General features: G+C 55.2%; 19 protein-coding genes and 1 pseudogene. 12 read left to right on the top strand and 8 right to left on the bottom strand.

Translation table 11 applies throughout. The features are described 5' to 3' along the window. Window positions 1-55: 55 nt before the first annotated feature. Window positions 56-925, top strand: a complete 870-nt coding sequence (locus JHD74_RS18500) for a fructosamine kinase family protein (RefSeq protein ID WP_199063252.1) — start codon at window positions 56-58, stop codon at window positions 923-925. Window positions 926-966: 41 nt separating this feature from the next. On the opposite strand, the gene JHD74_RS18495 is transcribed toward JHD74_RS18500, so the two are convergent. Then, window positions 967-1,527, bottom strand: coding sequence for a YniB family protein (locus tag JHD74_RS18495; protein WP_021178205.1), 561 nt, complete (start codon window positions 1,525-1,527; stop codon window positions 967-969). Between the two features lie 213 nt (window positions 1,528-1,740). On the opposite strand from JHD74_RS18495, the gene hxpB reads away from it, so the two are divergent. From hxpB to JHD74_RS18465, 7 genes and pseudogenes are all read left to right on the top strand, one after another. Then, complete coding sequence (hxpB, locus tag JHD74_RS18490) at window positions 1,741-2,406, top strand: hexitol phosphatase HxpB (RefSeq protein WP_199063251.1); 666 nt, start codon at window positions 1,741-1,743, stop codon at window positions 2,404-2,406. Between the two features lie 198 nt (window positions 2,407-2,604). Then, window positions 2,605-2,718 (top strand): annotated as a pseudogene (locus JHD74_RS26665) (2-deoxy-D-gluconate 3-dehydrogenase); the annotation flags it as partial. 203 nt (window positions 2,719-2,921) lie between these two features. Further along, window positions 2,922-3,470: a metal-dependent hydrolase gene (locus JHD74_RS18485; protein WP_024530036.1), complete on the top strand. Its 549-nt coding sequence runs from the start codon at window positions 2,922-2,924 to the stop codon at window positions 3,468-3,470. A gap of 184 nt (window positions 3,471-3,654) precedes the next feature. Further along, entirely contained in the window at window positions 3,655-5,046 is a 1,392-nt protein-coding gene (locus tag JHD74_RS18480) for an L-cystine transporter (protein ID WP_199063250.1), read from the top strand. Window positions 5,047-5,162: 116 nt separating this feature from the next. Beyond that, entirely contained in the window at window positions 5,163-6,071 is a 909-nt protein-coding gene (locus JHD74_RS18475; RefSeq protein WP_199063249.1) for a LysR substrate-binding domain-containing protein, read from the top strand. A gap of 93 nt (window positions 6,072-6,164) precedes the next feature. Continuing rightward, complete coding sequence (locus JHD74_RS18470; protein ID WP_199063248.1) at window positions 6,165-7,043, top strand: SDR family NAD(P)-dependent oxidoreductase; 879 nt, start codon at window positions 6,165-6,167, stop codon at window positions 7,041-7,043. Continuing rightward, window positions 7,036-7,929: an SMP-30/gluconolactonase/LRE family protein gene (locus tag JHD74_RS18465; protein WP_199063247.1), complete on the top strand. Its 894-nt coding sequence runs from the start codon at window positions 7,036-7,038 to the stop codon at window positions 7,927-7,929. Before JHD74_RS18470 ends, JHD74_RS18465 begins: the two co-directional genes overlap by 8 nt. Window positions 7,930-8,027: 98 nt before the next feature. Here JHD74_RS18465 and kdgR read toward each other — a convergent pair whose 3' ends face one another. After that, the gene (gene kdgR, locus JHD74_RS18460) at window positions 8,028-8,819 is read right to left on the bottom strand and encodes a DNA-binding transcriptional regulator KdgR (protein ID WP_021178210.1); all 792 of its coding nucleotides are present in this window, start codon (window positions 8,817-8,819) and stop codon (window positions 8,028-8,030) included. A gap of 228 nt (window positions 8,820-9,047) precedes the next feature. On the opposite strand from kdgR, the gene JHD74_RS18455 reads away from it, so the two are divergent. Then, window positions 9,048-10,439, top strand: a complete 1,392-nt coding sequence (locus tag JHD74_RS18455; RefSeq protein ID WP_199063246.1) for an MFS transporter — start codon at window positions 9,048-9,050, stop codon at window positions 10,437-10,439. Window positions 10,440-10,508: 69 nt separating this feature from the next. Here the strand turns inward: JHD74_RS18455 and htpX are convergent, their stop codons facing one another. The 4 genes from htpX to JHD74_RS18435 all read right to left on the bottom strand — a co-directional run bounded on the left by htpX (window position 10,509) and on the right by JHD74_RS18435 (window position 15,028). Beyond that, window positions 10,509-11,387, bottom strand: a complete 879-nt coding sequence (gene htpX, locus JHD74_RS18450) for a protease HtpX (RefSeq protein WP_021178212.1) — start codon at window positions 11,385-11,387, stop codon at window positions 10,509-10,511. Between the two features lie 266 nt (window positions 11,388-11,653). Continuing rightward, window positions 11,654-13,702, bottom strand: coding sequence for a carboxy terminal-processing peptidase (prc, locus tag JHD74_RS18445; RefSeq protein WP_024529990.1), 2,049 nt, complete (start codon window positions 13,700-13,702; stop codon window positions 11,654-11,656). 19 nt (window positions 13,703-13,721) lie between these two features. Then, a complete protein-coding gene (proQ, locus tag JHD74_RS18440; RefSeq protein WP_024529989.1) occupies window positions 13,722-14,435 on the bottom strand; it encodes an RNA chaperone ProQ in 714 nt (237 codons plus the stop codon). Window positions 14,436-14,530: 95 nt separating this feature from the next. Further along, the gene (locus JHD74_RS18435) at window positions 14,531-15,028 is read right to left on the bottom strand and encodes a GAF domain-containing protein (RefSeq protein ID WP_024529988.1); all 498 of its coding nucleotides are present in this window, start codon (window positions 15,026-15,028) and stop codon (window positions 14,531-14,533) included. A 240-nt stretch (window positions 15,029-15,268) separates the two neighbouring features. Between JHD74_RS18435 and yebS the strand changes: the two genes are divergently transcribed. The 3 genes from yebS (at window position 15,269) to rsmF (ending at window position 20,743) form a co-directional block, all read left to right on the top strand. Then, entirely contained in the window at window positions 15,269-16,516 is a 1,248-nt protein-coding gene (gene yebS / locus JHD74_RS18430) for a membrane integrity lipid transport subunit YebS (protein WP_074031035.1), read from the top strand. Next, window positions 16,485-19,118: a PqiB family protein gene (locus tag JHD74_RS18425; protein WP_024529986.1), complete on the top strand. Its 2,634-nt coding sequence runs from the start codon at window positions 16,485-16,487 to the stop codon at window positions 19,116-19,118. The genes yebS and JHD74_RS18425 overlap by 32 nt, the downstream gene beginning before the upstream one ends. Window positions 19,119-19,306: 188 nt before the next feature. Next, a complete protein-coding gene (rsmF, locus tag JHD74_RS18420; RefSeq protein ID WP_199063245.1) occupies window positions 19,307-20,743 on the top strand; it encodes a 16S rRNA (cytosine(1407)-C(5))-methyltransferase RsmF in 1,437 nt (478 codons plus the stop codon). A gap of 3 nt (window positions 20,744-20,746) precedes the next feature. Here rsmF and JHD74_RS18415 read toward each other — a convergent pair whose 3' ends face one another. Together JHD74_RS18415 and JHD74_RS18410 are read right to left on the bottom strand one after the other, a co-directional pair. Beyond that, on the bottom strand, window positions 20,747-21,721 hold the full coding sequence (locus JHD74_RS18415; RefSeq protein WP_199063244.1) for a spore coat protein U domain-containing protein: 975 nt from the start codon (window positions 21,719-21,721) through the stop codon (window positions 20,747-20,749). Beyond that, the gene (locus JHD74_RS18410) at window positions 21,718-24,240 is read right to left on the bottom strand and encodes a fimbria/pilus outer membrane usher protein (protein WP_199063243.1); all 2,523 of its coding nucleotides are present in this window, start codon (window positions 24,238-24,240) and stop codon (window positions 21,718-21,720) included. The genes JHD74_RS18415 and JHD74_RS18410 overlap by 4 nt, the downstream gene beginning before the upstream one ends. Between the last annotated feature and the right edge of the window lie 11 nt (window positions 24,241-24,251).

The raw sequence follows: 24,251 nt of genomic DNA, 5'->3' as shown, positions 1-24,251 counted from the left end.
CCGCAGGAAAGACGCTAACCTAATGAAATCGCAGGCAACACAGAAGGGGATTACTATGTGGCAAGCCGTTAGCCGTCTGTTGAGTGAACATCTTGGCAGCGCAGAAATCCGCGAAAGGACTGAACTTCCTGGGGGAGAAATCCACCCGGCGTGGCGCGTGAGTTACGGTGACAGCGAGGTGTTTGTTAAATGTGATGCCCGCGAAATGCTGCCGATATTCACCGCAGAGGCAGACCAACTGGCGCTGTTGGCGCGCAGCAAGACCGTGCGTGTCCCCGCAGTGTATGGGGTTGGCAGCGATCGCGATTACAGTTTCCTGCTGCTGGAGTATCAACTCCTTAAGCCGCTGGATGCGCACGGGGCGCACTGTCTCGGCCAACAGCTGGCCCGCCTGCACCAATGGAGCGAACAACCGCAGTTCGGCCTCGACTTCGATAACCATCTTTCCACCACGCCGCAGCCCAACGCCTGGCAACGCCGCTGGGCGGAATTTTTTGCCGAGCAACGCATAGGCTGGCAGCTACAGCTGGCAGCGGAAAAGGGCATGACCTTCGGTGATATCGACGAAATTATCGACGTGGTGTACCTACGCTTGCAAAACCATCAGCCACAGCCCTCCCTGCTGCACGGCGATTTGTGGCCTGCCAACTGTGCTCAGGCCGCCGATGGGCCTTTGCTGTTTGATCCAGCCTGTTACTGGGGCGACAGAGAGTGTGATTTGGCGATGCTGCCGCTTTATCCCGATTTGCCCGCCCAGATTTATGACGGCTATCAGAGCGTGTGGCCGCTGGAGGCCGGGTTTATAGAACGTCAACCGCTGTATCAGTTGTATTATCTGCTCAATCGCAGCAACCTGTTTGGCGGGCAACATCTGGTCATGGCACAACGGGCCATCGACAAGTTGCTCCATCCAGAAACGCTGTAATATAAAGGGTGGCACATTGGTGCCGCCCTTTAATTTCAGATCTAGGCCACTCCGGCCATTTGCCCTAGCAGCTTGAGCACGAAATAAGCCACCACGGCGATCACCACCGGCAAGATATACAGCGGGAAGTATTGCAGCAAGATGGTGTGGTGCGGCAACGTCACCCGCTCTTCCAATTGCTCACGCGTGTGCCCTTCGCTGCCCTTGGCCTGTTCGAGGATCATCTGATCTTCCAGTCCCTCACGGATAAACTTCACCTGACGCGACATGCGCGCACCGGAAGTCTGCAATGCCAGGCCGACAAAAATCAGGAAATAGATAATGATAAACATCAGATTAGCGCCGCTAAACAGGCTCTTATCCACGTCCGGTACCGGTGAGTTGTACCAGAAAATATTCAGGAATGGCGTATTGAACCGCACCATGTCGACCATAACGTGGACAAAATCCAGCATCACGGCGTTGATCCCTCTGGACTTCTCACTGTGTTGATAAACAAAACCCAGCAGTGAAACCAGCGTTGAAAGTAACGCCGGGATGAAAACGACCCATCCGAAAATGCGTTTCAAGATGGCAACGCGCCCAGCCTGTTGATACGTCATGTGTTCCCCTTGTAAGCGACGTAACCGTTGTTGCGCTAAGTCTACCTGTAGTTAATGAAACTCGCCCACCGTTTTCTTCGTCTTCCAGTCTGAATCCAGTGAGATCCAGCACTTTGAGATAACCCCCCGGCCCGAAGGGTGCAGGTGCCTGAACAAAAATGATAGAGTGGCGAAAACATTTTCTTTTACTGGTGCTGCAGGAGTTAATTGTTAATGGCTTATTCGCAACGCATAGCAACCGCAATTTTTGATATGGACGGTCTACTGATCGACTCTGAACCCCTATGGTTACAGGCGGAAATGGACATTTTTAGCTCATTGGGGCTGGATCTGTCTGACCGTCACAAACTTCCGGATACGCTAGGTTTACGCATCGATCTGGTGGTGCGGATGTGGTTCCAGGCCATGCCGTGGCAAGGCCCCTCTCAGGAGGAAGTCGCTGGCCGCATTATCGAGCGGGCCATCGAGTTGGTACGGGAAAAGCGCCCGTTGCTGCCTGGGGTGCAACAAGCGCTGGAACTGTGCCGTAGCCTGGATTTGAATATTGGGCTGGCCTCCGCCTCTCCGCTACATATGCAGCAGCAAGTGCTGAAGATGTTCGATCTGGAGAGCTATTTCGATCAGTTGGTTTCGGCCGAATACCTGCCCTACAGCAAACCTCACCCGGAAGTCTATCTGATCGCCGCCGAACGCCTGGGCAGCGATCCACAGCACTGCATTACTCTGGAAGACTCCTTCAACGGTATGATTGCCACCAAAGCGGCGCGTATGAAATCGATCGTGATCCCTTCGCACGAATACAGCCAGGATCCGCGCTGGGCCTTGGCTGACCTTAAGTTGCAAAGCCTCGAGCAGTTGACCGCCGCCCACCTGGCCTGACCTTGACGGCATCGGTCCTGCCGGTGCCCTTTCTCCAAAAAAAACAAAACGTAATTTCATTTTTATTGAATTAACATCCCATTCAAATTATGCTAATCGCATAAAGAAAACACCGGGCGAATCGGTGACACTGTCACTGCCACGCAGTAGCCGTCGTAAGCCCGGTGCTTTCTTCCTTCACGGCTAGAGAGAATTACTATCATTCTGAATTCCTTCGACTTAACGGGAAAAGTGGCGCTGATCACCGGCTGCAATATCGGCCTGGGACAAGGCATTGCGATTGGGCTGGCGCAGGCCGGTTGCGACATTATCTTCCCGCGAAGTTGAGCGAACGCAGCATTGCAGCGCCCCTACATTACGAGCCTAGCTGTGTAACTTACCCGTCAAGCACGCCGTTTCAACCCTTTGTAAAACGGCGTAAAATTAACAACTCGTTACAGGGTAACCGCTTCCGTAACTGTAAAAATTCCCATATACTGGATAAATTAACAGTTTAGTAGCCGGAATATAGCAACATGACCGCGGAAGGACATCTCATATTTTCAGTTGCCTGCGCGATCTTTGCCAAGAAAGCGGAGGTGACCCCCGTGCTCGCCGCTGGCGATTGGTGGCACATCATTCCTGCCGCGCTGCTGACGTCGCTGTTACCCGACATCGATCACCCTAAATCCATCTTGGGCCAGCGCCTGCGTTGGATCGCGATCCCAATCTCACGCGCCTTTGGTCACCGTGGTTTCACCCATAGCCTGCTGGCGATCGTCGGCGGCATGTGGCTATTTCAGCTAGAAGTGCCGCGCGGTTGGCCCATCCCCGCAGACGTGCTACACGCCATGATTATCGGGTATTTCAGCCACCTGCTGGCCGATATGCTCACCCCTGCCGGCGTGCCGTTACTTTGGCCCTGCCGCTGGCGTTTCTGCTTGCCAATATTGAATTCACAAAAAGGCAACCAGCTGGAGCGGGTGCTGTGTCTATGCCTGGTGGCTTTCGCCATTTACTGGCAAGGGGATTACACTCTTCCGGTGCAGTCCTATTTTGAGCAAATAAAAAATATTAGACTGTGATCACAAAATAACGCCTATTTTTCCACCTTCCCGCTCATTACATCACCGATTTTAAGCCAAAAGTTATATTAAATTCTTTTTGGATATAAGTGCGCTGCACCGCAAACTGTTAGGATATTTACATCGCATTACATCGGTGCGTGGCACCTTTTATTATAAGAAAACAAGATTGGAGAAACTGGGGATGAATCTACCGCTCGTATTAAACGTGCTGGTTTTTGCCGCCCTCCTTTTGCTGTTGGCGCAAACTCGCCATAAGCAATGGAGCCTGGCTAAAAAAGTGCTGGTTGGCCTGGCACTGGGTGTGGTGTTCGGTTTGGCACTGCAACTGGTATACGGCTCGGACAACCCGGTGCTGAAAGAGTCCATCGGCTGGTTTAACATCGTCGGTAACGGCTATGTACAGCTGCTGCAAATGATCGTGATGCCGCTGGTTTTCGCCTCTATCCTGAGCGCGGTAGCCAAGTTGCATAACGCTTCTTCACTGGGCAAAATCAGCTTCCTGACCATTGGTACCCTGCTGTTTACCACGCTGATTGCCGCACTGGTGGGCGTATTGGTCACCAACCTATTCGGGTTGACCGCAGAGGGTCTGGTCCAGGGCACACAAGAAACGGCTCGTTTGTCGGCGATTGAAACCAACTACGCGGGTAAAGTGGCCGATCTGAGTGTGCCACAATTGATCCTGTCATTTGTGCCGAAAAATCCGTTTGCCGATCTGACCGGGGCTAACCCAACGTCAATCATCAGCGTGGTGATTTTCGCTGCCTTCCTCGGTGTGGCTTCTCTGCAACTGCTTAAAGATGACCAACCGAAAGGCCAGCGCGTGCTGGTAGCTATCGATACCCTGCAAGCCTGGGTGATGAAGCTGGTCCGTCTGGTGATGAAGCTGACTCCTTACGGCGTACTGGCGTTGATGACCAAGGTCGTTGCTGGTTCCAATATCCACGACATTATCAAGCTGGGCAGCTTTGTGGTTGCCTCTTACCTTGGTCTGGCGATCATGTTCGTGGTTCACGGTCTGCTGCTGAGCTTAACCGGCGTTAACCCGCTGAAATTCTTCCGCAAGGCGTGGCCGGTGCTGACCTTTGCCTTCACCAGCCGTTCCAGCGCTGCCAGCATCCCGCTGAACGTCGAAGCGCAGACTCGCCGTCTGGGCGTGCCGGAGTCGATTGCCAGCTTCTCAGCGTCCTTTGGTGCCACTATTGGTCAGAACGGTTGCGCGGGTCTCTACCCGGCAATGCTGGCGGTGATGGTTGCGCCAACCGTGGGTATCAACCCGCTGGATCCACTGTGGATCGCAACGCTGGTCGGCATTGTTACCGTCAGTTCAGCCGGTGTTGCCGGTGTGGGCGGCGGCGCGACCTTTGCTGCGCTGATTGTGCTACCAGCGATGGGCCTGCCGGTGACCCTGGTCGCCCTGCTGATTTCGGTTGAACCGTTGATCGACATGGGCCGTACCGCGCTGAACGTTAGTGGTTCGATGACCGCAGGTACCGTCACCAGCCAACTGATGAAGCAGACCGACAAAGCCATTATGGACAGCGAAGACGAAACGGAACTGGCTCACCGGTAATACTAGACTGATCCGCAAACTGAACCGGCGCCCAGGCGCCGGTTTTTTTTCGCCAGGACTGCCAATGATATCTCATTAGTATTAGTGTGTAGCAAATAGGATCCGTGGAGCCCATTATGATTGAAACGCGCCTGCTACATCAGTTCATCGCCGTCGCCGAGGAATTACACTTCAATCGCGCAGCACAACGGCTGCATATGGCACAACCCCCGTTGAGTCAGGCTATTCGTCGGTTGGAGCATGAGATCGGCGCTCCCCTGTTTGAACGCACCAATCGCAGCGTGTCGCTCACGCCTGCTGGAACCGACTTTCTGGCAACGGCAAGAAAAGTGTTGCGCCTGCTTGATGAAGGCGTCGAACAGACCAGGCGAGTCGCGCAAGGCATCGAAGGCCATCTCACGTTAACCTTCATTAATATCGCCCCCTATGACGCATTGCTAGGCGCATTGCAGCGCTTCCGCTCTGCATTCCCCGCCATCTCCTTCACGATGCGTGAGGCCACGACTCAAGAGCAGGTCGAGGCACTGGAACATGGCCGCGCCGAGCTCGGTTTCATGAGGTCACCGGGCAGGACGGCTCCGGAGCTGCGCTTCGAGTCCATTCTGCGAGAACCCATCATGATTGGCCTGCCAGCCACACACCCTCTCGCGTGCCATGAGATCATTCCACTGGCCGCACTGCGAGATGACGCCTTCGTATCGTCACCACGGCACCTGGGCCAGGGCTTCCATGACCAGCTGGTTCAACTTTGCGCAGCAGCAGGGTTCATACCATGCATTGCTCAACAGGCGCGTCAGCTGCAAACTCTGGTTGCTTTGGTGGCCAGCGGCTTCGGCGTTGCACTGTTGCCCGCGTCGTTGGTGCAGGAGGGTCGCAAAGACGTGGTATTCCGGCCAATCCAGGTCAATGCACCAGACGCACTGCGGCATGTGGAATTTCTGATGGCTTGGAACCCGCACTCGCCTTGTCCTATTCGAGACAAACTGATTGATGAGGTGCGAGATGCCATGGCATCTCGCCCTTGATTGAAACCTGATAAGTCTTGTTTCGGTACAAATAAGATATTTTACACTCAGGAGCGGTCGCTCCATCATCGTGCTATTGCCAAACGGAGGTACATGATGACAGATCGACGCTTAAACGAGCCGTTCAAAGACAAGGTAGCGATTGTCACTGGCGGTGGCCGGGGACTTGGGAAAGCTTACGCCAAGGCCCTCTTGGAGCGTGGCGCACGGGTAATCGTTAGCGACCTGGGAACCAGCCTTACCGGAGACGGGGCTGACCCAGACGTGATGAGCGAGGCGATACATGCCTTGCAGGTCGACGGTGGATCGTTCATCACCCACAGCGGGCGCCTGGATAACGAGGATGGCTGCCAACAACTCGTAGCGCTGGCCATCGAGCAATTCGGCGCGCTGGATATCCTGATCCACAACGCGGGTTGGGTCGGCTATCAGCCCATTGAGACACAGGAAGAGGAATTCCTTGAGCGCTCCCTTGGCATCAACGTGCGTACGCCGATCTGGTTGAGCAAGCACGCCTGGGCGCATCTCAAGCTTTCCCCATCACCACGGATCGTGCTGACAACCTCTGACCGTGCCATGTATCAACGCTACGCGCAGCCAGGCCTGACGGCCTACGCCGCTGGCAAGATGGCCCAAGTGGGCATCATGAATGCCCTGAGTATGGAAGGAAAACCGGACGGCATTCTGGTCAACGCCATCTCTCCAGTAGCCAAGACCCGTATGTGGGGGATCACACAGCCACCCACAGACCTAAAACCCGAGTGGGTGGTGCCGGGCTTGCTGTATCTGGCCAGCTCGTTATGTCAGGACACAGGCGTTATCCTGCGCGCCAGCAACGGTCAGTTCACTGCAACCCGCTTTTGTGAAAACCCCGGCGTAACCTATCCTACGGATCTGTCGCGAATTGAGTGTGCCAGCGTGGAGGATGTCGCCCACAATTGGCCGCGCATCAAGGAGTTTGGCGATGTGTGACGAGTGTCGTCTGCACAAGATCGCCGAAGTCCGTGCCGACCTTGGCGAGAGTCCAGTCTGGGATAAAGACAACCGCCTTTTGTACTTCGTCGATATCTCTGGTGGCAAGATTAACGTCATGACCCCGCAAGCACGAGTGGCATCCGTCTATCAATCGACGGCGCGCATCGGTGCCTTGGCCCTTACGGATAGAGGCAATCTGATCTTCACCGAAGATACGCGGGTTGCCATTCTGGATCCCAAGGAAGGCGTGGTCCGCACGCACTCTACCGCTGTCCATAACAAAGGCTGCTATCGGTTCAACGACGGGGCCTGCGATCCGCAAGGACGCTTTATTACCGGCCTGATGCACGAGGGGCCGAACCGTGAGGCCGGAGCGCTGTACCGCTATGACAGTGAACTGAACGCCCAAACCATCCAGAGGAATATCGCGCTGCCTAATGGCCTGGCCTGGTCGGAAGATGGCCACACGCTGTTCTTTGTCGATTCCATCGCACGTTCAATATTTCGGGCCGCATACACTCCCAACGGGGAACTGGAGGCCGTAATGCGCTTCGCCGAAACCCCGGCAGGACTTGGACGTCCCGATGGTATTGCCCTGGATCGAGCCGGTGGATTGTGGGTCTGTATGTTCAACGGAGGATGTTTGCTGCGCTACGACCGTAACGGCAGCCTAGGCGAGTGCGTCGCCATGCCCGTGCCGCGCCCCACCAGTTGCTGCTTTGGCGGGGAAGGTTTGGAAACCTTATTCATCACTACGGCGCGCTTTGCCATGACGCGCTCTGAACTGGCTGAATACCCTGATTCTGGCGACCTCTTTGCTATTCGCCCAGCCATTGCCGGTATTCCACGTCACTTGTTCAAAGAGTGCAAGATGGGCCGATAGCAGAACAGTGGGATTTTATAAACCGAGAGAGATAACAAAGGCTGGGAGGGAAAGCGTAGGGGCGAAGCTATATTCGGCCCCCTACAACTGCGGCAAGCTTAAAACGGGTAGTCGTGATAACCCATTTGCGCTGAAATCAGACGAGCGGCGGTGTGCAACTGCGCCACGTAGCCCTCTTTGCCTTCTTCAGAGAAGCGGATGGTCGGGAAGGAGATGCTCAAGCCCGCGATCACCACGCCAAAACGGTCAAACACTGGCACCGCGATGCAGCGCAAGCCTTCTTCCTGTTCTTCGATATCTTCGCCAAACCCCTGCTCACGGACCTTATCCAACAGCGGCAGTAATTCAGCGGCGCTGGCGATGGTGTGCGGAGTGCTGCGGGTAAACTCGACGTGGGACAGGATTTCTTCCACTTCGCCGCGATCGCGCCAGGCTAGCAGGACTTTACCAATCGCGGTGCTGTGTAGCGGGTTGCGGCGACCGATGCGTGAATACATACGCAGGTTATACATGGAGTCAATTTTGTGGATATAGACGATGCTGTCTTCATCCAGCGCCCCCAGGTGGATGGTCTCACGCGTCTGGTTAGACAGTTCACGCATCTGGATGTCCGCGCTGCGGATCAAATCGACGTTTTGCAGCGATTTGGCACCCAGTTCAAACAGCTTGAGGGTCAGCGAATATTTCTCCGACTCCCCTTCCTGTGAGACATAACCCAGCGACTTCATGGTTTGCAGGAAACGGTAAACGGTACTTTTGGACATCATTACCCGCTGTGAAAGCTCGGTAATGCCGATCTCACGCTCATCACCCAGTGCCTGCAGGATGCCAAACACTTTCAGCACTGATGAAACGGAATCCGGTTGTTTGTCTAGATCTGCGTTAGCCATGGTTAATACCTTAACTTAACTATTTTTGTTTTAGGAAATTTGAACAAGAGTTTCAGTATAATCGGAACATTTCACCCCATGCAATGGAAGTTGCGCAATATTCGCCATTATTGATGGGATTAGCGGCAGACATCCCACTGCTTTTACATTTAGCACAGAAACGGCGGGTGCATTCGGCGGGAAATATGATTAGCATTATAATATTCCCCCTGTTTAGTAACCATCTCCATGACAACGCTTGCTAATTCCGACGGCTTACCCGTCCCGCAACGCTACGGAGCGATCCTGGCCATTGCGCTGGGCATTACCGTTTCAGTACTTGACGGAGCTATCGCCAACGTGGCCTTGCCGACCATCGCCCGCGATCTCAACGCCAGCCCGGCCAGCTCGATCTGGGTGGTCAATGCCTATCAGTTGGCGATCACCATCTCGTTGCTATCGCTGGCGTCCTTGGGCGATCTGATTGGCTATCGCCGTATCTATCAGGCTGGTCTGCTGGTATTCAGCATTACTTCATTATTCTGCGCACTGTCCGATTCGCTATTAACACTGACGATTGCACGCGTGCTGCAAGGGTTTGGTGCCGCGGCGATTATGAGCGTCAATACCGCACTGATCCGCATTATCTATCCGCAACGCTTTCTTGGCCGTGGCATCGGAATAAACTCGCTGATCGTAGCCTTCTCTTCCGCCGCTGGGCCTACGGTCGCCGCCGCCATTTTATCCGTGGCCTCCTGGCAGTGGCTGTTTGCCATCAATCTGCCGATCGGCATCGTCGCACTGATGCTGGGAATGAAATATCTGCCGGCTAATAGCCAGAAAAGCAGCAATCAGCGCTTTGACCCCACCAGTGCGCTGATGAATGCCCTGACGTTTGGTCTACTGATCACCGCCATTAGCGGTTTTGCCCAGGGGCAAAGTCTGCTGCTGATTGCCGCTGAAATCGCGGCATTGCTGGTGATCGGTTACTTCTTTGTGCGCCGTCAGTTGCGGCAGACATCCCCTTTACTGCCGGTGGATCTGCTGCGCATCCCTATTTTTGCGCTGTCGATGGGCACCTCGATCTGCTCTTTTGCCGCCCAGATGTTGGCTATGGTGTCGTTGCCCTTCTTCCTGCAGGCCTCTCTGGGCCGTGACGAGGTGGCGACGGGTTTGCTGTTAACGCCCTGGCCGTTGGCCATTATCGTGATGGCACCGATTGCAGGCCGCCTGGTGGAGCGTGTTCATGCGGGGTTACTGGGAGGGATTGGTTTGGCGACCTTCGCGCTCGGTTTGTTCCTGCTGGCACTGTTGCCACATAACCCGACGGATATGGATATCATCTGGCGCATGGTGCTTTGCGGTGCGGGCTTTGGGTTATTCCAGTCGCCCAACAACCATACCATTATTTCTGCCGCTCCACGCCACCGCAGTGGCGGAGCCAGTGGCATGCTTGGTACTGCGCGCCTGTTGGGGCAAACCTCCGGCGCGGCGCTGGTGGCATTAATGTTCAACCTGTTCCCCACCAGCGGCACACACGCTTCATTGGTATTGGCGGGAGCTTTCGCCAGCGTCGCTGCCGTGGTGAGCTGCCTGCGCATCACTCAACCCCGTGCGAACCTCGCTGAACCCGGTAAATAGCTTATCGAGCACTGCGCCCGTTTGAATAGCAAAAACCCCGGCTCGCCGGGGTTTTTGCTTGATACAGGGTTATTTCAGATACTGGCCGGAACGCAGCGCTTCGATACGCTTGTCCAACGGCGGGTGCGACATAAACAGCTCGCTGAACGACTTGGATTTGCCGTTGATGCAGAAAGCCATCAGGGTGCCCGCTTCCTGCGGTTCATAGCTGGTTTTCAAGCGCTGCAGCGCAGCGATCATCTTCTCACGGCCAACCAGTTTGGCTGAACCCGCATCGGCGTGGAATTCACGATGACGTGAGAACCACATGGTGATAATACTGGCCAGAATACCAAATACCAGCTCCAACACCATCGAAACACCGAAGTAAATCATCGGGTTGCCGTTACCTTCGCCTTCCCCATCACGGTTACCGAGGAAACCGGCGGCCACCTGAGCAATCAGGCGAGACACGAAGATCACGAAGGTGTTCACCACCCCTTGGATCAGCGTCATGGTCACCATGTCGCCATTGGCAACGTGGCTGATTTCGTGGGCGATAACCGCTTCCGCCTCATCACGGCTCATGCTTTGCAGCAAGCCGGTACTAACCGCCACTAGCGATGCATCGCGGCGTGCGCCGGTTGCAAAGGCGTTAATGTCAGGCGCTTGGTAGATAGCCACCTGCGGCATGGCGATACCCGCCTGCTGCGATTGGCGACGCACCGTGTCCAACAGCCAGCGTTCGGTTTCGTTACGCGGCTGTTCAATCACTTCCCCACCGACGGAGCGCAGCGCCATCCATTTGGACATCAGGAGTGAAACAAATGCACCGCCAAAACCGAACAGACCGGCCATGATCATCAGGCCCTGAACGCTACTGGATTGGATCCCTGTCAGGCTAAGCACCAGCCCGAAAACCAACATCACCGCCAGGTTGGTGAGCAGGAACAAAGCTATACGCATCATAGAATGTTTACTTCCTCGTTATTTGTTAACAAAAGGCGACCTCAGATACCCAGATCTTATGGGCATTGGTCACAATTTCAAGATTAGCAGGCCATTAAGCCACTAAAAATACGTAACTTTACAAAGTCACGAAGAAACAAGGGTTTTACAAAGTGTAAACGATCTCGGAGCACAGGGTGGAGACCCCAACAGAAATTTTAGTGCGAGTATAGCGAAAAAAAAGCGCACCCGTAGGTGCGCTCGATAACGTTAAATCCGCAAATAACTTACTTGGCGGCGGCCGTCTGTTGCGATGGCTGCTGCTTTTCGTTATTGGCCAGATCCAGCGCGATCTTGACCGTTTCATCCAGATACGGATCCGGCTCCTTGTAGTCCTTTGGCAGATCTTCCAGGGACTTCAGCGGTTTCTTACCCTCACGCTCCAGGCGCTCATTAATACGGTTCAGGCGCGTAGCATCATCGTCATGGTTCTCTTTCTCACGGATAGCCAGATTAAGAGAAACGATGTTGCGCTTGTCTTTCAACGCCTTGTAATGGGCAATATCCTGCGCGATGTATTGGAACTCGGGATCCTTGGCGATACGCTGCGCATGGTCTTTCAGCAGTTGCGGTTCAAACGGCTTCAAATCACCGGTTTTGGTGTAGGCAGCTGCATTGATGCTATCCCACGGCATGGCGTTATCTTCGAAGCTCTCGCCGGTTTCTGCCGGATCGATCCCCGTTGGCATCAGAATATCTGGTGTGACGCCTTTACGCTGGGTGCTGCCACCGTCAACGCGGTAGAACTTCTGGATGGTGTACTGGACAGAGCCCAGCGCGGGCCATTCAGGGCGCAGCATCTGATCGTAAATCCGGTTCAGTGAACGGTATTGCTGCACCGTGCCTTTACCGAAGGTAGGCTCGCCCACGATCAGCGCACGGCCATAGTCTTGCATTGCCGCAGCAAAGATCTCAGAAGCGGAGGCGCTGAAGCGGTCAACCAGCACCACCAGCGGGCCTTTGTAGTAGACAACGCCGTCGTTATCCGCATCTTCACGGATCTTGCCGTTGTTATCACGCACCTGAACAACTGGGCCACTTGGGATAAACAGACCGGAAAGCGATACCGCCTCGGTCAATGCTCCGCCGCCGTTGCCGCGCAGATCGATAATCAGACTGTCGACATTCTGCTTGGCCATTTTTTGCAGCTGGACTTTTACGTCATCGGTCAGGCCGACGTAGAAGCCAGGGATGTCCATCACCGCGACCTTCTGCTTGCCGACGGTCTTGATCGTCATTTTGACTGCGCGATCTTCTAGACGGATACGCTCACGAGTCAGCGTAACAATACGGGTTTTGGTGCCTTTACCTGCCGGCAGGATCTCCAGGCGAACCTTGCTGCCCTTCGGCCCTTTGATCTGCGAGACGACGTCGTCAAGACGCCAGCCGATCACATCCACCATCGGTTTGCCTGCCTGGCCAACGCCGACAATACGGTCGCCCACGGCGATCGCCTTGCTCTTGGCTGCCGGGCCGCCTGCCACCATGGAGTTGATCACGGTGTAATCATCATCCATCTGCAACACGGCACCAATCCCTTCCAGCGAGAGACTCATCTCGGTATTGAACTGTTCGGTATTGCGTGGCGACAGGTAGTTGGTATGCGGATCGATTTCGTGGGCAAACGCAGTCATGATCAGCGAGAACACGTCTTCGCTGTTGCTTTGCGTCAGGCGTTTGATCGCAAACTGATAACGCTTGGTCAATGTGTCACGGATCTCTTTATCCGTTTTGCCGGTCAGCTTCAGGTTCAACTGATCGTATTTGACCTTGGCGTCCCACAGGCGATCCAATTCGGCCTTGTCTTTCGGCCACGGCGCTTTGCTGCGGTCTACGTCAATGGTGTCATTGCCGGTGAAGTTCATCGGCTTGTCGAGCAGTGACAGCGCATACTGATAGCGCTCAAAGCGGCGTTTTTGCGCCAGATTGAACAGCGCATAAGGCGTAACCAGTTTGCCGGATTTCAGCTCTTCACCCAGCGTGCTGCGTTTGTCGGCAAATTGCGCGACGTCGGAGGCCAGCAGCACATTGTGGCTGTAGTCCAGCATATTCAGGTAACGATCGAAGATCTTGCCTGAAAAATCCGCATCCAGAGCAAACTGGCGATAATGAGAGCGAGTGAAGCGCGAGGTTACGCGCTCACTCACGGTTGCATGTTCAGCTTCCTGCTCAAGCTTGGGCAGTTGATCGATGCGGATGTTGGCTGTATCCGCTCCGTAACTGACACCGGCCCACAGCAAAGCCGCAACTGCGGTTAATCTGACAAATTTGTTCATGCCTTGGTTGGCCTCCGTATCAGAACTGCAAGTGTTCTGCGCGCACAATCATCGCCAGACCGGAGGAGAGCTGTACACGAACGCCATCTTTAGCGATTTCGAGTACGGTTGCGTCCATCGCGCTCTGACCTGCTCTGACTTTGATTTCCTGGCCAATTTGCAGTTTTGAGATGTCTGTGACTGGCACATGACGCGGCTGGCTGGCCTCTTTGGCTACACGAGGTTCACGAGCTTGCTGTGGGCGTGCTTGTTGTGTGCGCGGCTTGCGGTTCTCTGCTGCGGCTCCGCCTTCACGACGTACGGCTGGCTTTTTGCCGGCAGGACGCGGACGACGAGGCTCGGCAGTGGCAGACTCACCAGCAGCTTCACGTTTTTTGGCATTCTGTTCGGCACGTTGCGCCTGAACTCGCGCTTTGGCCTCTTCAAGCTGCTGACGAGCATGATCGACATGCTGCTGTTCCAGCTCACCGCACGGGTTACCGTCCAGATCTACACGCTGGGCGCCAACTTTGACACCGTACAGGTAACGCCAGCTTGAGGTATACAGGCGCAAAGCTGAACGCAGCTGAGTTTTGCTGAGGTTCTCTTCCCCTTGTACACGTTCTACCAGATCCTGAAAAATACCGATTTTCAGCGGGCGTGCTTCGCCTTCGGCGCTAAAGCAGAGCGGGAAACGCTCGGCAAGAAAAGCAATGACTTCTTTAACTGTGTTCAACTTGTGTTGATTTTCCATGAAATTTCCTGATTACAACGGGTTGCCAACAAGCCGCAGGCATGAACAGGCGTCATTATAATGACGCCATCGCTAAATGCCACGTTAACCGTAGATCAACTTGCCGCTACAGTGACATATTTCGCAAAATTGCTCTGTGCCAGCCGTGCGCAAAGCCCCGCCACCACTGCTTTCAGGCCGATTTCGTCCTGTTCATCGAAGCGTTGATAAACTGTGCTGTCGATATCCAGAACACCGATGACCTGACCACTGACCTCTAACGGCAACACAATTTCCGCGTTGCTGGCGGCATCGCAGGCGATATGTCCAGGAAATGCATGAACATCGCCAACGCGCTGCACCTGGTTCTGCGCCGCTGCCGTACCGCACACGCCCTTACCCAACGGGATCCGCACGCAGGCAATCTTGCCTTGGAACGGGCCTAGCACCAGTTGATGGCCTTCCATCAGGTAAAAACCGACCCAGTTTACGTCATCAAGACGCTCATTGAGTAGCGCACTGGCGTTAGACAATGCGGCGATAAAATTATCTTCCCCATCCAGCAATGCGCTCAAATCGCGTTTTAATTCCGCGTAGAATGATTCTTTAGTCATGATTAACCGTTCAAATACTCAAATAGCCCAGACTTAACCCCTATAAAATAAGCATTAAATGCGTATAGCCACAAGGTTAATCATCTGTTGCTTCACAAAACACGGTACAACAGGGTATGTTTGCCGTCTAAAAATCATTTGTAACCTGCGATGCCAATCCCTTTTTACCGGTTGATGGCATTGACGGGTTGGTTTTCCAGCTACGCTAAGTAGACCTCAGGTCGCCAAACAGCACTCATGATGAAGATACTCGCCATTACCGGCCCGCTCTCCAAGGCTCGCCACCAACGCTGTTGTGAATGCGATTTGCTGTTCACGTTGCCGTCGTTAACCCGCAATCAGGCCGCCTACTGCCCACGCTGCAACGCCAAGGTGGTGAATGGCCGCGACTGGTCAATGACTCGCCTGACCGCCGTAGCCGTCACCATGCTGTTGCTGATGCCCTTTGCCTTTAGCGAGCCGTTGATCAGCATTCGCCTGCTCGGCACGAAGATTAACGCTAGCCTGTTGGAAGGCATCTGGCAAATGAGCAGCCAGGGTGATCCGTTTACTGCCAGTATGGTCGCCTTCTGCACTATCGGTGCGCCGCTGACGCTATCACTGTCATTGCTGTATCTGTGGTTTGGCCATGCGCTCGGCATGAACCTTCGGCCAGTGCTGCTGATGCTGGAGCGTCTGAAAGAGTGGATCATGCTCGATATTTACCTGATCGGTATGGTGGTCGCGGCGATCAAGGTCAAGGAATATGCAGATATTCACCCCGGCAGCGCCCTGATTGCCTATCTGGCATTGACCCTGCTCAGCCTGCTGACGCTGATCCACATGAACCTGGAGCAGATGTGGGAACGCTACTATCCGCAGGAACAGCCAGAGGGTAAACCAGAGGCGTTACACGTCTGCCTGGCCTGCCATTTTACCGGTTTTCAGGATGAGCGTGGCCGCTGCCCCCGCTGTCATGTGCCGATGTGCCATCGCCAACCTTACAGCCTGCAAAAAACCTGGGCCGCGCTGATTGCCGCCATCGTGCTGCTGATCCCCGCCAACCTGCTGCCGATCTCGGTGGTTTACGCCAACGGCGCGCGTATGGAAGATACCATTTTCAGCGGCGTCGTTTCGCTGGCCAATTCGGGTAATATGCCGATCGCCGCCATCGTATTTATCGCCAGTGTCCTGGTACCCTTTACCAAGGTGATCGTACTGCTGGTGCTGCTGTTCAGCATTCATTTCAAAACGTCGCACAGCCTCAAAACCCGTATCCGGCTGCTCCGGCTGGTCACCTGGGTTGGCCGCTGGTCGATGCTCGATCTGTTCGTGATCTCGTTGATGATGTCGCTGATCAATCGCGACCAACTGTTATCTTTTACTATGGGGCCAGCAGCTTTTTACTTTGGGTCTGCGGTTATTTTAACTATCCTTGCCGTACAGTGGCTGGACAGCCGATTGATTTGGGATGCACATGCAACAGGAAACGCCGAATACGCCGACTGAGGCGCGGGTCAAAAACAAGCGCCGTATCTCGCCATTCTGGTTACTGCCGTTTATCGCCCTGCTGATTGCCGGGTGGCTGGTCTATACCAATTACCAGGAGAGCGGCAATAGCGTCACCATAGACTTCCAGTCTGCGGCAGGTATTGTCGCTGGCCGCACGCCGGTACGTTACCAGGGTGTGGAGGTGGGTACCGTGCAAAGCATTTCGCTGAGCAAGGATCTGCGTAGTATCGTGGTTGAAGCCAGTATCAAGAGCGATCTGGAAGACTCACTGCGGGAAGGCACACAATTTTGGCTGGTAACCCCTAAAGCCTCATTGGCCGGGGTTTCCGGCCTGGATGCGCTGGTAGGGGGTAACTACATCGGCATGATGCCGGGCCGGGGCAAGCCACAAACCCACTTCACCGCGTTGGACACGCAGCCGAAATACCGTCTGAACACCGGTGAGCTGATGATCCACCTGCAAGCAGACGACCTCGGTTCCCTGAACACTGGCTCGCTGGTCTATTATCGCAAAATCCCTGTTGGTAAAGTTTACGACTACACTATTTCGCCAGGTAACAAGGGCGTGATCATCGACGTGCTGATCGACCGCCGCTTTGCCAATCTGGTGAAGGATAACACCCGCTTCTGGAACGTTTCCGGTTTTAAAGGCGATTTCAGCCTGTCCGGTGCCAGCGTGCAGATGGAAAGCCTGGCAGCGCTGGTAAATGGTGCGATAGCCTTTGATTCCCCGCTCGACGGCAAGCAGGCCAAAGCCGATCAAAACTATACGCTGTATCCGGACCTGGCCCGCAGCCAACGCGGGGTGAATATCACGCTGGACCTGCCCGACGGCAACAGCCTGAGCGAGGGGCGCACGCCGCTGATGTATCAAGGATTGCAGGTCGGCACCTTGACTCGCCTGGCTCTGCAACAGGATAGCAAGGTAACCGGCGAACTCACCATCGATCCTTCGGTGGTCGATCTGATGCGTAGTGGCACGCGCATTGAGATGCGCAGCCCAAAAATCAGCCTTAACGACGCCAAGCTAAGCCAGCTGTTGACCGGCAACACCCTGGAATTGGTGCCGGGTGATGGAGAACCCCAGCAGCACTTTACCGTGTTGGACAGCAGTAAAACGCTGCTGCAACAGCCTGGCGTGGTAACGGTCACTTTGAATGCCCCGCAAAGCTACGGCATCGACGTCGGGCAACCGTTAATCGTGCACGGCATCAAGATTGGCCAGATCCTGACACGAACCCTGACCGACAGCGGCGTAACCTTTACGGCAGCGATCGAACCTCAACACCGCAGTTTGCTGCATAAAGACAGTAAATTCGTGGTCAACAGCCGTGTGGATGTCAAATTCGGGCTGGACGGCGTGCAGGTGTTGGGTGCCAGCGCCCAGGAGTGGCTGGACGGCGGCGTACGCCTGATCCCAGGAGGTAAAGGCGAACCGGACGCTCAGTATCCGCTGTACAGCAACGCGGAAAAAGCCGCCGAGGGCATCGTCGGCAACAACCCACTGCCGACCTTGACGCTTACCGCTGCCAGCCTGCCAGATGTGCAAGCCGGCTCGGTGGTGTTATACCGCAAGTTCCAGGTGGGTGAGATTGTCAACGTACGGCCCAAAGCCAACGAGTTTGACGTTGAGGTCTATATCAGCCCGGAATACCGCAAGCTGTTAACCAGCGAAAGCATTTTCTGGGCGGAAGGTGGTGCCAAGGTGCAATTGAACGGCAGCGGCCTCACGGTGCAGGCTTCTCCGCTCAACCGCGCGCTGAAAGGCGCCATCAGCTTTGATAACCTGCAGGGCGTTACGCTGGATAAAGGGGCCAAACGCGTGCTGTACGCCTCCGAAACCGCCGCTCGAGCCGTGGGTAGCCAGATCACGCTACGCACCTATGATGCCAGCAAACTGTCCCCTGGCATGCCAATACGCTATCTGGGCATTGATATCGGCCAGCTTGAATCTCTGAAACTGGCACCGGAGCGTAACGAGGTGCTGGCAAAAGCAGTATTGTACCCAGAGTATGTGAAAACCTTTGCCCGTCTCGGCAGCCGTTTCGCCATCGTGTCACCGGAGATTTCTGCCGCGGGGGTCAATAATCTGGACTCCCTGTTGCAGCCCTATATCAACGTGGAACCTGGCCACGGCGGCTCAATGCGCACTTTTGAGCTACAGGAAGCCAGCATTACCGACTCCCGCTACCTGGATGGGCTGAGCGTGATCCTGGACGCCGCAGAAACCGGTTCGCTGCAAATCGGCACGCCGATCCTGTTCCGTGGCATTGAGGTGGGTACCGTGACCGGTTTCTATCTGGGGGCGATGTCAGATCGTGTTCACGTCTCACTGCGCGTCAGCAAGAAATACCAGCATCTGGTGCGTAACAACAGCGTCTTCTGGCTGGCCTCTGGCTATAACCTGCAGTTTGGCCTGACGGGCGGTGTGATAAAGAGCGGTACCTTCCAGCAGTTTATTCGCGGTGGTATTGCCTTTGCCACCCCACCAAGCATTCCATTGGCCCCTAAAGCCACGCCGAACAAACACTTCCTGCTGAATGCGGAAGAGCCGAAAGATTGGCGCGAATGGGGCACCGCCATCCCGAGGGATAACTGATAGCTATCGGCAGGGTTCAATGTTCTGAACCCTGCCGAGTTCACCGTACCGAAGCTGCCGCCACCTGAATAATCCCTATCATTGCTGCTTTGTCATCCATCTCATTGACCGTAACTTGCCGGTATTCTCAGGCAGGCGGTTTATGGTAAACTAGCCCCTTCGATTTTTTTCCGCCCTGAGAGCTCCCTGTGGCTAAACCTGCCCCTGCTTTTTTGCCTCCTGCGTTTCTCGACGCGACTCGCGCCATCATGCCTGACCATTTATCCATGGATGACTTCATCGCTATTTGCCAACAACCCTTGCGGCGTAGCCTGCGGGTCAACACGCTGAAAATCAGCGTTGCCGACTTTCTGGCGCTGGTAAAAGACTACGACTGGCGGCTGGAACCCATCCCCTGGTGCTCCGAAGGCTTTTGGATCGAGCGCGAGGACGAAGCATTACGGCTGGGTAGCGCAGCAGAGCATCTAAGCGGCCTGTTCTACATTCAGGAAGCCAGCTCCATGCTGCCGGTGAGCGCCCTGTTTGCCGGGCGTGAGACCCCGCGCCGGGTGCTGGATGTCGCCGCCGCGCCGGGTTCCAAAACCACCCAGATCGCCGCGTTGATGGGCAACCAGGGCGGCATTGTCGCCAATGAATATTCGGCCAGCCGAGTCAAGGTGTTGCATGCCAACATCAGCCGCTGCGGCGTCAAAAATACGGCGCTGACCCATTTCGACGGCCGGGTGTTTGGCGCCGCCTTACCGGAAAGCTTTGACGCCATCCTGCTGGATGCGCCCTGCTCTGGTGAGGGCGTGGTGCGTAAAGATCCGGATGCCATGAGCAACTGGTCACCAGAAAGCGTAGCGAGCATCGCGCAAACCCAGTGGGAACTGATCGACAGCGCCTTCCACGCCCTGGCACCCGGCGGCGTGATGGTTTACTCCACCTGCACGTTGAATGCTCAGGAAAATCAGCAAGTGGTGCATCAACTGTTGGCCACCTACGGCGATGCCGTCAGCGTAGAGCCACTGGACGATCTGTTCCCACAGGCACAGCTTGCTCTCACCCCAGAAGGCTTCCTGCACGTATTCCCGCAGATTTATGACAGTGAAGGCTTCTTTGTCGCCCGGCTGCGTAAAAATCACAGCGTTCCGGCCCTGGCCAAACCGAGCTATAAACTGGGTAAGTTCCCCTTCACCCCGCTCTCGGCCCAGGAGTCCGCACTGGTGGCACAGGCTGCCGCAGCTTCTGGCTTAACCTGGGATGACACCAGCAAATTATGGGCGCGGGATAAAGAAATCTGGCTGTTCCCCGCCGAGCTGGAGCCTTTAGTCAGCAAAGTGCGTTTTTCACGCATTGGCCTTAAGTTGGCGGAACGCTTCCCAAAAGGGTTCCGCTGGCAGCATGAGGCGGTGATCGCCTTGGCTGCCAGTGGCAACCCACAGACGTTTGAGCTTGATGCGGCGCTGGCCCAGGAGTGGTTTCATGGCCGCGATCTCTACCCCTCGCAACTCCCACAAAGCAATGAGTGTATCGTCACTTATCAGCATCAGCCGCTAGGGCTGGCCAAACTGATCGGCAGCCGGATTAAAAACAGCCTGCCCCGCGAACTGGTGCGTGATGGAGTGTTGGATTTCCATCAATAACGTTTAATAGGCCACGGTCACCGTTACAGTGTCACTATAACTCCCTGCTGGCTGGTTATTTTGCGAGAGATTAACCGAAGCAGTATAGGGGAAGGATTGCGAGGTGCCCGTGCCCGTCGCGTTGCTATTGGTGGCGGCGGTCCAAACGGTGCTATCCCCCTTGAACAGCTGATACTGAATATAGCTGGTGGTGCCGTTTACCGTAGACGCCATTTGCCGATATTGCCCCGAACTGGCGACGCTGCTGGTCAGATTGACAGAATAGCTGGCATTTAGGGTACAACGTACGCTGATGGTATTGCCAACAACCGCGGTGAGGCCAGACGGCAAGGCCGCAGTCCCAAAACCGACGTTCGGCGCGCTGTCGATATAGCAGTAGTTGGTGATGACGAGCGACAGATTAATATTGGAACCGCTCGTTATACTACCGGTATCAGGGAGACAAAGCAGATTGCCTACCGCAATTGAGCAGATGCTCCAGGACCAGGTAATCGGGATGGTGTCGGTATAAGTGCCGGCAGCCAGATTAGAGTTCATTTGCGGTCGAATAAAAATCGGCAGCGTACTGTTTGGCCCGGTGAACAAACCGAGTAAACCCAACGCGGTGGTATTACTCCAGGTAATAACGCTGCCCTGATTATAAAGCGTACTGCAGCCACCATCCTGGCACAGGCTATAAGGCAAATACTGGCCGGTAGCCGCGCTGAATAAACGTGGCTGGGTGCTGACAGGGTGCAACGTCGTGCCGATGGTGGCGGTAATGGTATTGGTGCCGCCAATATTGAGCAACCCGCCAGTACAGGTCAGCCCGCTACTTACGGAGGTGACCAATGGGGCGCTGCTGACCGCAAAGGAGTTTTGCGTGCCCAGCGAACCGTTGGTGGGAGTAGCCGTGCAGCCCGCCCTTCCTGATGGAATAAAACCCACCAACAGCATCAATGCCAATCCTGCTCGCATCCATCGTAATAGCATAATCATGATTTCTTCTCTTCAGCACTGCCTTGGCAGACCAGCGGCCCGACCTGTTCAATGCTGTGATAATTAGGGTTCAGGTCGAAGCCCACACGGCATACCGAGCGATCCTCCCGCTGGATACTTAACTGGCCATGGGGTTGTAAATGCGAGAAGTACACCAGCCCGTCATAACCGACAACGGTGGTTTGTTGCGTGGTTTGTTCCGTGACCAAGGTGCCCAGCTTCAGCGGTTGCCCGGCGGGGTCATGTAGCGTGATATTGGCCGAAAGGACTTTTTGTACCGGGAATTTCACCACCATCCCGCTACCTTGCTTAACGGCAATGCGATTGTTGACCTGGTTGGCCACCACGTCCGCCGGTAACGGCAGCGTGTCGATCTCGACCTTGGCCGGATAGTACGAGCTGATCGACGGGATCAGCAGATGCCCGTTGCTGTCGGTGGTGCCCATCTTCTGATTCTCGTACAGTACCGAAACCCCGGCGTAATTGTCGGTATCCACCACGATAAACGCGTCGTTGATCTTGTCCGACAGGAACCAGGAGTTGGCCATGAACACCACTGAGCCGCTCAGGTCTGCCCAATTGGTGTATTCCCCTTGTGGGCCGAAGATGCCGCCTTGCAGCGTAGCATAGCGGGTTTTCCAGGTGGCATCGGCCTGTTGATAGCCATCACCACCGCCGCTGTAAGCCAGGTTCCAGCCCATGCCGCCATCCGTGGGAGCCGCCTTGCTGGCCCCCACCTGCTGCTGATAATGCCCATTATTGTTACGTGCCAACCCCGCATTGAGGCTGACATCACTGCCCAGTGGAATAATGAATTGCAGCTGCGCACTGTAGCCGTTATCCCCCAACGTTTTGTTGAGTGAGACAAACATGCTGCTCTGCCCCCACAGGGCACGGCTGTAAGAGAAGTTCACCAGGCGGGTATGAGAGTTATCATAGGCCTGGACGTCGTAATAGCCCAAGCCCAGGGTGCCATTGCTTGAGCCGAACGGCGAAGCGCTGAAGGTGGCCTGATCGGATTGACGGCTCAGGCGGGTATTGCTGGTGTAAGATGTGAGATCCTGATAGCCCACGGTGCGCGAGGCCCGCTGTGCCGAAAAGCTGAATAACGTCGAATTATAGGAGTAGCCCAACGTGTACTGACTACCGTCTTTTTTGTCCGTCACGTTAGTTCCCAGCGGATTATCAATACCCTGATTGGTGCCAGACATACCTGGTGTATTTGGCAGGACAATCTGATCATTCACCACATCGCTGGTCGCTACTGGCGGATGGTTGGCTTTGCTCTGGCTACCAGACAGGCTTAGCGTCCCCCAGGTTCCCACCGCAATATCGGCCCCTAACCCGCCGAGCGCCAGCCCTTGCGTGGCCTCGCTGTGCCCAGAAAGCGTCAAATAGTTACTCAGCCCGTAGCGGTAAATTCCGCTGAAGGCTGCATCTGAATAATCGCCATTAGAGATGCCATAATTCTGGCGCACCGCGCCGAGTGACACATCAAAGTCGCTCAGGTTTTTACGCAGCAGGGTGTTGGATACATAAAACGGCACCGTGGTTGATACCTGGCGCCCGACCGCATCGGTGGTAACGATCGTCGCTTCACCGGCCCCGTTGATGTAAGGCACATTGGTGAGGGTAAACGGCCCGGAGTTCAGGTTATTGCTGCTGGCCTTAAAGCCGTTGAGAAATAAATCCACAGTGCTGGGGACCGCTGCGGTACCGCTATATTGCAACAGCGGATAGGTCACCAGATCCGGGCGCAGGGCAAAATTGCGGCTGATGCGTAATCCCCCCATGCGGGCCGAATTACTCCAGGTTAGCGAGTTACTGACAAAATCCCCAAGCTGATAGCTGATCAGATCTTGTTCATCGCTATAACGCCAGAACGTATCGTAGCGCAAATAGCGGTCTTGAACGGCACTGCCGCCGTCGCCCGATACGGTGTCGATATTGTAGCGATAGGTCCCGGTATTACTGATAATCCCCGCATTGCTGAACAAGCGTTGCTCCATCCAGGTGGCAACCGAGCTGGAACCTTCGTGGGGATCGGTATAATAGGAATCGTAGTTTAGCAGCAGACCGGTGCTACTTTGCGCCACGGTGTAATTCATCAGCTCGCCGCCGCCGACGTCCTGTTTTGGCAGCCAGGTATCCGGTACCTGAAAAATCAGCTGCTGGGCGGCAGAATCATATTTCACCTTCACCCCTGGCAACTCCTCGACCTTAATCAACCCTTGCTGGCCATTGGTCCGTACGTGGTTCTTTGCCAGCACGCCGGCCTCTACGTAATACGCATTTTCCCGATAGGTTACAGGAACCACCTGGCCGTCGCTCTGGCCATTGACGACCAGGGTCAGGTAGAACATTGCATTGGTGATCACCGGTGCCGCACGCGGGGCATCGGGCAATGATGAGTACTCCTGCGCCTGAACGCAGAAGGTACTCAGGCATAGCAGGCACAGACCGCCCCGGCAATACAGCGGATACTGATGACCGGGACGAGTAATGGCTCGGATCGGCATTCGTCGCGCTT

The organism is Serratia sp. ASV30 (assembly GCF_016428815.1).
Classification (GTDB): Bacteria; Pseudomonadota; Gammaproteobacteria; order Enterobacterales; family Enterobacteriaceae; genus Chania; species Chania fonticola_C.
The sequence above is the reverse complement of the archived record's forward strand: the minus strand, read 5'-3'. Positions and strand labels throughout refer to the sequence as shown.